13 protein-coding genes, 1 tRNA gene and 1 pseudogene are annotated in these 14,411 nt (G+C 33.8%); 9 read left to right on the top strand and 6 right to left on the bottom strand.

Annotated features, from left to right (window positions below; all coding sequences use genetic code 11):
- Positions 1-203 precede the first annotated feature (203 nt).
- The 6 genes and pseudogenes from P5P89_RS05125 (at position 204) to P5P89_RS05100 (ending at position 6,449) form a co-directional block, all read left to right on the top strand.
- Positions 204-983, top strand: a complete 780-nt coding sequence (locus tag P5P89_RS05125; RefSeq protein ID WP_269237396.1) for a tetratricopeptide repeat protein — start codon at positions 204-206, stop codon at positions 981-983.
- Between the two features lie 77 nt (positions 984-1,060).
- Positions 1,061-1,633: a 6,7-dimethyl-8-ribityllumazine synthase gene (gene ribH / locus P5P89_RS05120; RefSeq protein WP_278011020.1), complete on the top strand. Its 573-nt coding sequence runs from the start codon at positions 1,061-1,063 to the stop codon at positions 1,631-1,633.
- Between the two features lie 174 nt (positions 1,634-1,807).
- Entirely contained in the window at positions 1,808-3,736 is a 1,929-nt protein-coding gene (gene mutL / locus P5P89_RS05115) for a DNA mismatch repair endonuclease MutL (RefSeq protein WP_278011019.1), read from the top strand.
- Positions 3,733-4,481: pseudogene (locus tag P5P89_RS05110) on the top strand (rhomboid family intramembrane serine protease). Before mutL ends, P5P89_RS05110 begins: the two are co-directional and overlap by 4 nt.
- 41 nt (positions 4,482-4,522) lie before the next feature.
- Positions 4,523-5,386, top strand: a complete 864-nt coding sequence (locus P5P89_RS05105) for a rhomboid family intramembrane serine protease (RefSeq protein WP_278011018.1) — start codon at positions 4,523-4,525, stop codon at positions 5,384-5,386.
- A 16-nt stretch (positions 5,387-5,402) separates the two neighbouring features.
- Positions 5,403-6,449: an endonuclease/exonuclease/phosphatase family protein gene (locus P5P89_RS05100; RefSeq protein ID WP_278011017.1), complete on the top strand. Its 1,047-nt coding sequence runs from the start codon at positions 5,403-5,405 to the stop codon at positions 6,447-6,449.
- Positions 6,450-6,531: 82 nt separating this feature from the next.
- On the opposite strand, the gene P5P89_RS05095 is transcribed toward P5P89_RS05100, so the two are convergent.
- The 6 genes from P5P89_RS05095 to P5P89_RS05070 form a co-directional block, all read right to left on the bottom strand.
- Positions 6,532-7,146: a WbqC family protein gene (locus tag P5P89_RS05095; protein ID WP_278011016.1), complete on the bottom strand. Its 615-nt coding sequence runs from the start codon at positions 7,144-7,146 to the stop codon at positions 6,532-6,534.
- A 94-nt stretch (positions 7,147-7,240) separates the two neighbouring features.
- Positions 7,241-8,803, bottom strand: coding sequence for a signal peptidase I (gene lepB, locus P5P89_RS05090; protein ID WP_278011015.1), 1,563 nt, complete (start codon positions 8,801-8,803; stop codon positions 7,241-7,243).
- A 47-nt stretch (positions 8,804-8,850) separates the two neighbouring features.
- Positions 8,851-9,558 carry a 4-hydroxy-tetrahydrodipicolinate reductase gene (dapB, locus tag P5P89_RS05085; RefSeq protein WP_278011014.1) on the bottom strand — a complete coding sequence of 236 codons (708 nt, stop codon included), beginning with the start codon at positions 9,556-9,558 and terminating at the stop codon, positions 8,851-8,853.
- Positions 9,559-9,602: 44 nt separating this feature from the next.
- The gene (locus tag P5P89_RS05080) at positions 9,603-10,166 is read right to left on the bottom strand and encodes a DUF5683 domain-containing protein (protein ID WP_278011013.1); all 564 of its coding nucleotides are present in this window, start codon (positions 10,164-10,166) and stop codon (positions 9,603-9,605) included.
- Positions 10,166-11,068: a ParB/RepB/Spo0J family partition protein gene (locus P5P89_RS05075; protein WP_025571957.1), complete on the bottom strand. Its 903-nt coding sequence runs from the start codon at positions 11,066-11,068 to the stop codon at positions 10,166-10,168. Before P5P89_RS05075 ends, P5P89_RS05080 begins: the two co-directional genes overlap by 1 nt.
- 5 nt (positions 11,069-11,073) lie before the next feature.
- The gene (locus P5P89_RS05070; protein ID WP_025571958.1) at positions 11,074-11,841 is read right to left on the bottom strand and encodes a ParA family protein; all 768 of its coding nucleotides are present in this window, start codon (positions 11,839-11,841) and stop codon (positions 11,074-11,076) included.
- A 296-nt stretch (positions 11,842-12,137) separates the two neighbouring features.
- Between P5P89_RS05070 and P5P89_RS05065 the strand changes: the two genes are divergently transcribed.
- From P5P89_RS05065 to P5P89_RS05055, 3 genes are all read left to right on the top strand, one after another.
- Positions 12,138-12,212: transfer RNA gene (locus P5P89_RS05065), tRNA-Pro, on the top strand.
- 478 nt (positions 12,213-12,690) lie between these two features.
- A complete protein-coding gene (locus P5P89_RS05060; RefSeq protein ID WP_278011012.1) occupies positions 12,691-13,140 on the top strand; it encodes an Hsp20/alpha crystallin family protein in 450 nt (149 codons plus the stop codon).
- Between the two features lie 78 nt (positions 13,141-13,218).
- Complete coding sequence (locus tag P5P89_RS05055) at positions 13,219-14,394, top strand: cation:proton antiporter (RefSeq protein ID WP_278011011.1); 1,176 nt, start codon at positions 13,219-13,221, stop codon at positions 14,392-14,394.
- Positions 14,395-14,411 lie beyond the last annotated feature (17 nt).

Raw genomic sequence — 14,411 nt, 5'->3', positions numbered from 1 at the left:
TAGCAAATATTTAAGGGTGCAAATTATCGAAAATTATCGATATATTAGGCTTTTAGTGTGTTTTGGAATGAATTATTTTAGTGTCAATATGAAAGTAATTATCATTATCGAAAATATTTTTTTTAAAATAGTGATAAAATTGTTTTTTTTTACTTCAGTTTCAATAAAAATTTTATTTTTGCCGTTCACTAAATTAATTTTAAATGGCTACTTACAATAAAAGAGGATATAAAGCACCAAAGGAAAAGGAAGTTAAAGAAGTAACTGAAGAAACACAGGTAGTAATTGATGAAAAAGACAGTACAACTGCTGGTGTTTTTTCAAAATTAGATGAAACTGCTTCAAGAACTGAGGATTGGGTTGCTAAAAATCAAAAAATCATTATTGGTTTAGTTGCTGGTATTGCTGTATTAACTATTGGCTATTTGGCTTACCAAAAATTTATTGAAGCTCCTAAACAGGATGAAGCTGCTAACGAAATGTTTGTTGCACAGCAAAATTTCCAAAAAGCTACTGATGGTGTAGCAAGCGATTCATTATACAAATTGGCTTTGAATGGTTCTGAAGGTAAATTCGGATTTGTCAAAATTGCTGATGAATATTCAGGAACTGATGCAGGGAACTTAGCTAATTATTATGCTGGTATGGCTTATTTGAACACTGGTAAATTTGACGAGGCGATCAAATATTTAGGAGAGTTTAAATCAGATGACATGATTTTAAGCGCTTTGGCTAAAGGTGCAATTGGAGATGCTTATTCTCAAAAAAACAATCAAAAAGAAGCTCTTGATTATTATGTAAAAGCTGCTGAGTCTAATAAAAATGATTTCACAACACCTCGTTTTTTATTAAAAGCAGGTAAAACCGCTATAGCTTTAGGACAAAAAGAAGATGCTCTGAAATACCTTACAGATATTAAAGAGAACTTTGACGGAACTCCGGAAGCAGCTTCAGTTGATGCCTTGATTGGATTAGCGCAATAATTATACTTTTGAGTTCAGATTTTATATTTTAGATTCGTATTTTAGCAATCGTAAATTTAAATTCTAATATACTACAAATGGCTACCGAAAATAAAAATTTATCAGAATACGATAAAAACACAATCCCAAATGCGAAAGATTTTCGATTTGGGATTGTTGTTTCTGAGTGGAATGACACTATAACCGAAGGACTTTATAATGGTGCTTTTGAAGCACTAATTGACTGCGATGTTCCTGCACAGCAAATTATCCGCTGGAATGTTCCGGGAAGTTTTGAATTGATTTATGGTGCAAAAAAAATGTTGCAGACACAAAATGTAGATGCAGTTATTGTAATTGGTTGTGTGATTCAGGGACAGACAAAACATTTTGATTTTGTTTGTGAAGGTGTAACACAAGGAATTAAAGATCTGAATGTTCAGACGGATATCCCTGTAATATTTTGCGTCCTGACAGATAATACAATGCAACAGTCAATTGACAGAAGCGGAGGGATTCACGGGAACAAGGGGACAGAAGCCGCTATTGCTGCCATAAAAATGGCTTACATTCGTCAGCAGGCTTCTATTTCGCATCCTTTTAGTCAGCCATTGCTCTCTTCAGGGGCGATTCAGATTGAAGAGACTCCCAGAAAAATTGAGAACGAATAAAAACACATTTTTTTACTATTATAAACCTATACTGTGTAAAATAGTATAGGTTTTTTGTTTTTTTTATGACTTATGAAATTCTAAAAGCCAATAGAAATTCATTAAATTTGTACACCTTGGTTTAGATTTTATATCAAAAATCTTAAATCGTTAATCTACAATCTAAAATTTTCAATGTCGAGTATTATTCAATTACTTCCTGATCATGTTGCCAATCAAATTGCTGCCGGAGAGGTAGTACAAAGACCTGCTTCGGTTGTAAAAGAGCTTTTAGAAAATGCAGTTGATGCTAATGCGACTGATATTAAATTGATTATAAAAGATGCTGGAAAATCACTAGTTCAGGTGATTGATAATGGCAAAGGAATGAGTGTTACTGACGCGCGTTTGTGTTTTGAACGTCATGCGACCTCAAAAATTCGTCAGGCCGAAGATTTGTTTTCGTTGTGTACTAAAGGTTTCCGTGGAGAAGCTTTAGCTTCGATTGCGGCGATTGCTCATATGGAAATGAAAACCAGACAGGATCAGGAGGAATTAGGAACGCATATTGTTATTGAAGGAAGTAAATTTATTTCGCAGGAAGTAGCAGTTTTACCAAAAGGAACTTCTTTTGCGGTTAAAAATTTATTTTTTAATATTCCTGCCAGACGTAATTTTCTCAAATCGGATACGGTTGAATTTCGTCATGTTATGGATGAATTTCAACGTGTTGCTTTGGCGCATCCAAATATTCATTTTACTTTTTATCACAACGGAAGCGAGATGTATAATTTGCCGGCTTCAGGTTATCGCCAGCGTATAGTGGGTATAATGTCAGGAAAAACGAATGAAAAATTGGTTCCTGTTAATGAAGATACTGAAATTATAAACATTCAGGGGTTTGTATGTAAACCGGAATTTGCCAAGAAAAGCAGGGGCGAGCAGTTCTTTTTTGTAAACGATCGTTTTATAAAGAGTGGTTATTTGCATCATGCAGTTATGGCTGCTTACGAAGGGCTTTTAAAAGATGGCTCACAGCCAAGTTATTTCTTATACCTGCAAGTTCCGCCGAATACAATCGATATTAATATTCATCCAACAAAGACAGAGATAAAGTTTGATGATGAACAGGCTTTGTATGCTATTCTAAGGGCTTCGATTAAACATAGTTTAGGTCAGTTTAATGTAGCGCCGGTTCTTGATTTTGATCGGGATTCGAATTTGGATACACCTTATCACTATAAAGATTTAGAAGCCGAAACACCCACGATTCAGGTTGATGGAAATTTTAATCCTTTTACGGATGACAAAACAAATCAGCATTATTCAAAAGCCGGTTTGGGGTCGGGTTATAGTTCCGGATCATCATCTTCAGGGACCTTGCATTCAGGTTCATCTTATTCAGGTTATTCTAAAAGAGTTGAACCAACAGCAAGCTGGGAAAGTTTGTATGTTGGGCTGGATTTAGATAATGCAGAAAGCATTGAAAGTTCACCATTTACATTCGAAAATGAGGAAGTTACTTCTTCACTCTTTAATGATGATGAAGTAGAGCAGGCAAGCCAAAAAACATATCAGATACATAAAAAATATATCGTTTCGCCGATAAAATCAGGAATGGTAATTGTGGATCAGCAGCGGGCTCATCAGCGTATTTTATATGAACAATTTTTGCTGAACATGACGGTAAATCAGGCTTCAAGTCAGCAATTGTTGTTTCCATTGAATTTGTTTTATTCATCAGATGAAATGGCATTGATAGAAGAGCTTAAACCTTCATTAGAAACAACAGGCTTTGTTTTCGAAGAAACACAATCTGATCATGTTGTGATTTCAGGAATTCCTGTTAATATTACCGAAAGCGAAGTTTCTCTTGTAATCGAAGAATTATTAAGTGATTTACAAGACGGAATTCCAGCCAGCAGTTACAGTCAAAATGATACAATAGCCAAATCAATGGCCAAAAGTTTAGCGGTTAAAACCGGGTCTTATTTAACCGAAAAAGAGCAGGATAATTTAGTAAATGGATTATTTGCCTGTAAAGATCCTAATATTTCACCTTTTCAAAAACCTACTTTCATTACCATGCGTGTGGAAGATATAGATAAAAAGTTTGCCTTATGATGAATATGACTCCAGTTGTAAAACAATTGCTTATTATTAATATTATTTTTTTTATTGGTTCACAACTTGTACCCATTTCCTATGAGTACCTGGCTATGTTTTTTCCTGAAAATCCAGGTTTTCAGGTTTGGCAGCCTATTACACATATGTTTATGCATGGTGGAATCATGCATATTGCTTTCAATATGTTTGCAATGGTTTCCTTTGGTTCAGCTTTGGAGCATTTTTGGGGAGGCAAGAAATTTTTGTTTTTTTATATTTCATGTGGATTAGGATCGGCTTTGTTGCATACAGCTGTAAACTATTATTTTTTTCAGGATACTATTAATGTATTGACCAGTCATGGTTTTCAAAAGGAAGATATTTTAAAACTTTTAGGAGAAGGAAAAATAGATACAAGATGGCAGGATTTGGTTTCGGTAACACAATTTGATGGCTTTACAAATGCTTACATCGGGACAATTGTTGGGGCCTCAGGTGCTATTTATGGTTTGTTGACTGCTTTTGCTTTTATGTTTCCTAATGCAGAGCTTGCTTTAATGTTTGTACCAATACCAATCAAGGCAAAATATTTTGTTCCGGGAATTTTAGCTGTCGATTTATTCTTAGGTTTTAAAGGAGGGTCATTGTTTGGAAGCGGAGGCACAGGTATAGCCCATTTTGCTCATATAGGAGGCGCAATAACTGGTTTTTTAATGATGTTATACTGGAAAAAAATCAGTTTAATAACAATCGTTGGAATTAATTTTTAACTTTAATAATTAATAAAACGAAAAAGAAGCTTTTATGAATATTCTGGATGATTTAAAATTACAATATAAGATAGGAGGAGTTTCACTACGTTTGATCTATTGGAATATTGCTTGTTTTCTGATTTCATTAGTGTTTTTTTATCAATATTCAGGTGGCGGATTTGCATATCCAGACTGGTTGGCACTTTCTTCAGATCCAAATGTTTTTCTATTTAAGCCCTGGACATTTTTAACGTATGCATTTTTCCATTCTTCATTTTTGCATTTATTGTTTAATATGATGGTTTTGAATTTTGCAAGCCAGTTATTTTTGACCTTTTTTACTCAAAAACAATATCTGGGATTGTATATTTTAGGTGCTGTGTTTGCAGGAATTACCTTCGCATTAAGTTATTATTTTTTAAATATTTCGGCACCAATAGTCGGAGCTTCTGCTGCAATTATGGCAATTTTGGTTGCGGCAACAACATATCAGCCATTGATGGATGTTCGTTTATTGTTGATTGGAAATGTAAAATTATGGCATATCACAGGCGTAATCCTGATTTTAGATTTGATGCAATTAAGGTTGGATAATACAGGAGGACATATCTCACATTTGGCTGGTGCCTTCTTCGGATTTGCTTATATTAAATTACTCCAGAATGGTACAGATTTAAGTATCATCATTTCTAAAATATTAGATTTTTTTGCTAATCTTTTTAGAAAATCCCCTTCAACCCCATTTAAAAAAGTGCATAAAAATTATCAAAAACCTATAGAAAAAGCGACATCAAGGATTGTTACAAAAGACAAAACGCAACAGCAAATTGATGAAATTTTAGACAAAATCAGTCAGTCCGGTTATGATTGTCTTACTAAAGAAGAAAAAGAGTTTCTATTTAAAGCTGGAAAATAATCTTTAGCAAAATAATATGAAAAACCTTTCCTGGTTTAATAAAATAATGTTTTTTTTAAATATAGTACTGACTGTTCTTACATTTAGCATCTATATTTTGCCTTTTTTAGCACCTAAAAGTTTTCCGCTTTTATCGGTGCTCACATTGTTTATGCCGGCCTTTTTTGTTGCAAACGGGTTATTCTTTATTTATTGGGGAATTCAGTTTAAAAAACGTCTTATTTTGTCCGGATTGGTATTGTTGACAGGTATTACATTTATTAGTAAATTTTATAAAATATCAGGTAAAGAATATGTGAATGACGAAAAGGACTTCTCTGTAATGAGTTATAATGTTCGTCTCTTTAATGTTTTTAAATGGCTCGAACGTGATGATATTCCTGATAATATAAAAGTATTTATAGATGAGAAAGATCCTGATATTTTGTGTATTCAGGAGTATTCCAATTCTGCGCATCTGGATCTAAAAGTATATCCGCACCGTTATATTTTTATTGATGGGAAGAAAATCAAAACAGGACAGGCTATTTTTTCGAAGTTTCCTATTATAAATGAAGGCAATATTATTTTTCCGAATTCGGATAATAATGTAGTTTATGCTGATATAAAACGAGGTAAGGACATAATCAGGATTTACAATATGCACTTACAGTCTATTAAAATTTCGCCTGATGTAAATGAAATTTCGGATGATATTGATAATGTTAATCAAAAAAAATCACAGCGAATACTGGCCAGAATAAGTAAAGGATTTAGACAGCAGCAAGAGCAGGCGGAGATTTTTAAAGAAAATATCAAACAATGTAAATACCCGATTATTATTTGTGGGGACATGAATAACAGCCCTTTTTCTTATGTCTATCGAAATATAAAAGGAAAACTAAAAGACACTTTTGAAGAAGCAGGCGAAGGTTTTGGCGCTACTTATAAATTTAAATATTATCCTGCCAGAATCGACTATATTTTTACTGATCCTAAAATGAAGGTAAAACAGTTTGAAAGTTTTTCTGATTTTGAAAATTCAGATCATTATCCCATCATGGCAAGGCTTTCAATAGAATGATTTTTAACCAAAGGCGAAAGTGAAAGTTAATAGTGATATGAAAAGAAAACTAATAATTCACAACTTACAACCATAGTTAATTTTATATAATTTTCTGTGTTTTTAAATAATCCATTGCGAATTTTCCTTCATTGAAAAGTAAGTCCAAAACGCTTAAATTGTTTATAAAACCATGTTTGTCATCGAAAACCTGAGGATATTTTTCAAATGAATTCTGATCTTTTTTTCCATTAGCCAGATATCTGAAATCAGCAACATTTTCTGCGTCATGAAAATATTCAGTCGTTTTTCCAAATTCTAATTTCATTCGTAAACATTTGGTAACTGTTTCCAGGACTTCCATGTTTAAATCCATTAAAAAAGTATGTTTTTTTTCGAATACATGAAGAATGTCGTCTTCGAAAAATTCAAAAAAAGGAGAGCTTCTGTAAGCTGCTTCCAAAGATTTAAAATGCTGTTTTTGCCAGTCGAATTCATTTTCAATCAAAACATCTTTTGTTTTTTGATGTGCTGATTTAGAGTGTTTAATAGGGATGTTTAATAACTGAATTCCATTTGGACTATAGATATAGGTACGGTTTCTGTTAGTCTGTTTCTGAAAATTATCTTCCATTTCAAAAATGATATTTTCAGATTGAACCATAACTGCGAAATGGCTAATTGACGGAAAATAGGTGGGAAGTAATAAGGAATTCATGTTTTTGTTTTTTGTTTAAAAGTTTCAGGTTTCAGGTTTCAAGTTTTATACGAACCTGAAACTTGAAACCTGAAACTAAAATAACTATTTTTATTTATGCTTTATTTTCTTTTCTTTTTTTCCAAAAATATTCTCCAATAAAAAATACTGCTAATGCTATAAGGAAATATTTAAAATAGGATTGCGGCTGACCTTCGCCATCAACTGTTGTAAAAACCCTGTCCCAACGTACTTTATTAATGCCTTTTCCGTTGGTATCCCAGCTCATCCAGATGAAAACCGGTTTTCCTACAATGTGGTTTTCAGGAACATATCCCCAGTAGCGGCTGTCTTCAGAGTTATGACGGTTGTCACCCATCATCCAATAATAGTTTTGTTTGAAAGTATATGTGTTTGCCTGTTTGCCGTTTATTAAAAATTTTGAACCCTGCAACTCTAAAGTATTGCCTTCGTAAGTAGTGATGATGTCTTTGTAAAATGGCAATGATTCATTTGTTAAAGCAACTGTTTTTCCTGCTTCGGGAATATATATCGGACCAAAATTATCCTGATTCCATTTGTTGATATGAGGGAATATAGAATTATCATTTCCTTTAGAAATTTGCCTTTTTACATTCGTAATTCCGGGAGTGTTTTTTAAACGTTGAACACTTTCTTCTGTTAAAGCTGCAAAATATAAAGTATCTCTTTTTGCTTCATCCTTAAATCCCATAACGTCAACAAGATTGACCTTAAGTTCTTTTAAAAGAGATTCAAAATCAATAGGTGTCTTTCCGTCTAACGCTACAGCATACGAATATTGTGGTTTTGCCCTTTCAGGAAGGATTAGTTTTTTATTATTAATATAAACGAATCCATCCTTTATTGATAAGCTGTCGCCCGGAATTCCTACACAGCGTTTTACATAATTTGATTTTTTGTCAATTGGTTTTATAACACCCGGTTTTCCTTTTGGCTCAAAGAAGTAATGTACTGTATCGACCGGCCAGTTAAAAACGACAATGTCATTTCGCTTTATTTTTTCTAAAGCCGGAAGCCTAAAATAAGGTAATTGTGGCCAGCTTAAGTAAGATTTCTTTTTTGTTAAAGGAATAGAGTCGTGAACCATTGGTAACGCTACAGTGGTCATTGGAACACGAGGGCCGTAGTTTACCTTGCTCACAAATAGGAAATCACCAATTAATAATGATTTCTCTAATGAGGATGTTGGGATTGTAAACGGCTGTACAACATAAGTATGTACCAAAGTTGCTACAATTATAGCGAAAAGCAGAGAGCTAACGGTGTCGGCAGCTCTGTTCTCAGGGGTTAATTTCCTATCTGAATTGTACTCTAATTTTTGGGTATAATTGACATAATAAATATAAAACCCTAGAGTAAAAATGCCTAAAAAGGTATCTAATGTTGATTTTTTTCCAAATGTTCTCAAAGTTTCTACCCAAACTACAGGGAACATAATCAGATTGATTATGGGTATGAAAAGCAGGATTGTCCACCAGGTTGGGCGTCCGATAATTTTCATTAAAACAATTGAATTATAAACGGGAATTGCTGCTTCCCAAGACTTACGACCCGCAGCCTGATATAACTTCCAGGTACCCAGAAAATGGATTATTTGTACTGCTAAGAAAAAAACAAACCAAAGATAAAGTGTCATAGTTTTATGTTTTAGTTCTGAAATTTCAGAATATTATTTTTTGGATTTTATTTAGATTCCAGATTTAAAACGTCTTTCATCGTGTAGATGCCTTTTTTGCCAGCAAGCCATTCAGCGGCAATAACAGCTCCAAGGGCAAAGCCTTCACGATTATGGGCAGTATGTTTTAATTCGATGCTGTCAACGATAGAATCGTAAGTTACAGTATGCGTCCCTGGAACATCACCAATTCTTTTAGCTTCAATATGAATTTCATTTGACTTAGGATCTTCCATCGTCCAATTTGCATAAGCACTGTTTTCAATGACACCTTTTGCTAATGAAATAGCTGTTCCGCTTGGTGCATCTAACTTTTGAGTATGGTGGATTTCTTCCATTGATACTTTGTAAGAATCAAACTGACTCATGATTTTAGCCAGATATTCATTCAAACCGAAAAAAATATTAACGCCTAAACTAAAGTTTGAACTAGAGATGAAGCCGCCTTGTTTTTCGTTGCAAAGAGCTTCCACTTCATCATAATGATCTAACCAGCCTGTTGTTCCTGAAACTACCGGGACATTGGCATGAAAACAACTTGAAATATTAGCTACAGCGGCTGTGGGAACACTGAAATCTATGGCAACATCTGCTGTTGAAAGGCCGTCATATGTATTGAATTCATCTTTTTTCAGTACAATTTCATGCCCTCTTTCCAGAGCAATTCTTTCGATTACCTGACCCATTTTTCCGTATCCTAAAAGTGCAATTTTCATTTTCTTATATGTTTTTTTATTTAAATAGATAGTGAAAAAACTATTTAAAAGTTGTAATTAAAAGTTAGTCCTACATTTGGTTTAAAAGTTACATCTGTAGGGTAGATTTCCGGACGCACAGATAATCTTTCATTCACATTAAATTGTATCAGAGAAGCATCAACATTAGCATCAATGATATTTAAAGCATAAAAACCAACGACAAACAATGATGATAAATCGCGATTACGCTGATAAAACTTTTGGGCTGCAATAAGACGGGAGTCATCAAGCCTCGCAAATTTTTCGTTTGGTTCATAACCCTCCAGTCTTCTTTTGTATTCATTTCTTGCTTCTCGATATTTTTTTTGATTATCAAGATAAAAATACATACTTGTACCAATTGCGCCATATACCAAAGGGATTTTCCAGTATTTTTTATTGTATGCCTGTCCTAAGCCGGGTAAAATTGCTGAGTAAAAGGCAGCTTTTGCTGGTCTCAGTGGGTCTATTTCTTCTAATTTAGAAGTGTCTTTAGCGACTAAAACCGTTTCTTGTTTTACCTGAGCAAAAAAAGAGACGGTTCCTGAGAGAAAGAACAATAGGCTTATGGGGACAATTTTATTCACTATCCGTTTATTAATTTTATAATTCTGTTAAAGTCGGCTTCTGAGTTAAACGGGATTGTAATTTTTCCTTTTCCGTTTCCGGCAACTTTTATATCAACTTTTGAACCAAAATAGTCATTGAATGTGTTTTTTTGCGTTTCTTTAACTACAAATGAAGAAGCTGCTTTTGGTTTTCCTTCTGCTTTGGGCTGCAGGCTTTCGTGATAATTTTTAACTAAAGTCTCAGTTTCACGTACTGATAGGTTTTGGCTCACTATTTTTTGGTAAATATCGGTCTGGATGTCCAGATCTTCAATATTGATAATAGCTCTTCCATGCCCCATACTGATAAAGCCATCGCGGATACCTGTCTGAATGATTGGGTCTAATTTTAGAAGACGTAAATAATTGGCAATCGTAGAACGTTTTTTACCAACACGTTCACTCATTTGTTCCTGAGTTAACTGGATTTCATCCATCAGCCGTTGGTACGAAAGTGCAATTTCAATAGGGTCTAGATCATGACGCTGAATATTTTCAACCAAAGCCATTACCAATGATTCATTATCATTAGCAATACGGATGTAAGCAGGAATATGTGTTAAACCTATCAAAGTCGAAGCACGCAAACGACGCTCCCCCGAAATTAACTGGTATTTATTAAATTCTAATTTTCGAACAGTAATAGGTTGAATTACACCAAGTTCTTTGATAGAAGTGGCTAATTCACGTAAAGATTCCTCATTGAAATTACTTCTGGGCTGAAACGGATTTATTTCGATAGCACTTATTTCAAGCTCAATGATGTTTCCAACAACTTTGTCAGCATTTTTGTCTTCTACTGATGTAATGTCATTTTCCGGATCTTTTAATAATGCTGATAATCCTCTTCCTAAGGCTTGTTTTTTAATTGCTTTTGTCATAAAAACTATTTGCTGTTTTTCTTTATAATTTCCTGAGCTAAATTAATGTAATTTACTGCTCCTTTGCTTGTTGCGTCATAATTAATGATGCTTTCTCCAAAACTTGGGGCTTCACTTAATTTTACATTTCGCTGAATAACGGTTTCAAAAACCATATCGTTAAAGTGCTTTTGAACCTCTTCAACAACCTGATTTGACAAACGTAATCTTGAGTCATACATGGTTAGCAATAATCCTTCAATATCCAGGTCAGGATTATGTATTTTCTGAATACTTTTAATAGTGTTCAATAGCTTTCCTAATCCTTCAAGTGCAAAATATTCACACTGAATCGGAATAACTACAGAATCAGCAGCTGTTAAAGCATTTAAAGTTAATAATCCTAAAGAAGGTGCACAGTCGATTATAATAAAATCATACTCTTTCTTAGCTTCTTCTAATGCTTTTTTAAGCATGTATTCACGGTTTTCTTTATCAACCAGCTCAATTTCGATCGCAACAAGATCAATGTGAGCAGGTATCACGTCAACATTTGGAGCTGTACATTTTAGAATAGCTTCTTTTGGTGTTACAGTGTGTTCAAGAATCTGGTAAGTTCCGGTTTCAACTGTTTCCACATCAATTCCAAGACCAGATGTGGCATTGGCTTGAGGATCAGCATCGATCAATAACACTTTTTTCTCTAAAACACCTAATGAGGCAGCAAGATTTACTGATGTAGTAGTTTTTCCAACGCCTCCTTTTTGATTAGCAATAGCAATGATTTTGCCCATTTATTTTCTGAATTTTGAACCGTAAAAATACAATTATTTATGGTTTTTGAAAATCTATTTTGTTAACATTTGTGAAACCTTGCTTAGCCTTTGTTTGATGGGTGTTTGAAACGTTTTAAGCTAAATTCCCTAACTTGCTTTGCTTTACTATAAATTGTTGTTTAGTAAAAAATGTTCTGATTTCCGATTTAGCCGATTAATATTAAGGTGACTTTTGTGAATTTTAATTTAATTTTTTCTTATTTCTAAAATTGTTTTGGATAAGCCAAAAATAGTTATATATTTGCACCCGCTTACGGGGTGTAGCGTAGCCCGGTTATCGCGCCTGCTTTGGGAGCAGGAGGCCGCAGGTTCGAATCCTGCCACCCCGACACTAAACTCATAGTGTTATAAAAATCCCCCTTGAATCGTATGATTTAAGGGGATTTTTTTTGTAAAAACAGATTGATATTAATTGCAATCATCTTCACTAAGTTTAGAATTTAAAGTTATGTATTATAATCTCAATACATAACTTTAAATTCTAAAAATTGGATCCATTTACGGCTTAAGTTAATGTGCATTCTTAAAAGTTGACAGTTTTTCAGATGGAGATTGCAAAATTGTCAGTATTTTAAATTTTATACTGAGAACTATTTTTTATAAATATTTTAAAATATCTGAATAAAAATTTTGAAAAATCGCATCAGATTTTATAATAATTTGCTATAAATAAAATTGGCTTAGATAGTAAAAACTGAAAAAATGTCATTTTTTTTGATTGGCATAATTTTGGTTTTTAGACCTGATGCACTGCTACTCAGTGTATGTTCAAAAAAATATTGTTAAACAATTTTAAAGTAAAATGTTATGAATCTTATCAAGAGAAACGGAAGCCTTAATGGTTTGCCACGTACGTTTTTTGATGACGTTTTTGGCCGTGAGCTTTTCAATTGGGAAAGCAACAATTTTTCAACTACAAGCACTACGCTGCCATCAGTAAACATCAAAGAAACTTCAGAAAATTATGAAGTAGAAGTCGCTGCCCCTGGTCTGGACAAAAATGACTTCAAAGTAACACTTGACGGTAACCTGCTGACAATTTCATCAGAAAAACAAAATCAGCGTACTAGTGAACAGGAGAATTTTACACGCAGGGAATTCAGTTACCAGTCATTCCAGAGAAGTTTTGAACTTCCTAAAAACGTGGTAGACGAGGACAAAATCAGTGCCCGTTATGAAAATGGACTTCTCCATTTATCTATTCCAAAAAAAGAAGAAGCTAAGCAAAAACCTCCAAGAATGATCGAAATTGCTTAATTTCGTTTTTTTACCCTTGTGCAAAGCTGCCCTTTTTTAGGGTGGCTTTTATTGTTTTTTTATAAATCATCTTATACTATGTCCTCACAATTATTCTCAGGAATAGCTGTGCTTTCCTGTGTGGTTTTATTTCTGATTCTCTTACTGCGGCGTTTTAAACAGCCATACTTTATTGCTTATATAGTATCTGGGGTACTTCTAGGTCCTAATGTTTTAAATATAATTCACGCTCCTGAAGTAGTGGCAGATCTGGGAGAAATAGGAATTGTACTTTTGATGTTTTCCATAGGTGCTGATATAGATTTACGCCACTTTAGCCAAAATTTTTATAAACCCTTTCTTATTGCGTTTGTTCAGATTGTATTGAGTTTTATATGTATATATTTAATAGGAGGGAAGGCTGGATGGGCATTGAATACAATAGTGTTACAGTCGTTTGTAATAAGTCTTAGCAGTTCTGCAATAGTTTTTCAATATTTGGAAAGAACCGGAGAAATTAAAAGTCAGTTGGGGATTATAACCTGTGGAGTACTTTTAGTACAAGATGTACTGGTTATTCCTATGATTTTATCCCTGAATTTTATCTCGGGCACTAACATAACTATTTTCGAGCTTGTAAAAGTATGTATAGGTGGAGTATTAATACTACTTTTACTGAGAGCTGCAATTACGAAAAAGCTTTTTCAGATTCCTATGCGGAGAGAAATAATTGCCGATCATGATCTGCAAGTTTTTATTGGTTTTTGCATCTGTTTTGGAATGGCCTGGTTTAGTTCATGGTTTGGGCTTTCTCCAGCATTTGGGGCATTTGCAGGCGGAATTATAATTGGTCAGGATAAAGCAACACGATGGCTTGGAAAAGCATTAATTCCTTTTAGGGTTTTCTTTATGGCTTTCTTTTTTCTTGCCATTGGACTGCAGCTTGATATCAACTTTGTCAGTAATAATGCAGGTATAATTATCATGATTGCAATCAGTGTATTAGTGATTAACAGTTTTATTAATACCATACTTTTTAAGGTTACCGGAAATAATTTGCGAGACAGTCTTTATGGAGGAGGGCTTCTGTCACAAATTGGTGAATTCAGCTTTGTACTGGTAACTCTCGCTGCTTCCCTTGGACTTGTTGATAGCTATATCCATCAAATTACGCTTTCTGTGATAACTTTCACGATGCTGTTTTCAAGTATATGGCTGACAATTATACAGAGGCTAATCTACAAATTGCCTGTTATATCAGAGGAAAATCATTGAAAATTTAAAAAAGTTAG

The organism is Flavobacterium gyeonganense, assembly GCF_029625295.1.
Lineage (GTDB): Bacteria > Bacteroidota > Bacteroidia > Flavobacteriales > Flavobacteriaceae > Flavobacterium > Flavobacterium gyeonganense.
This window is presented reverse-complemented; position numbering and strand designations above follow the sequence as displayed.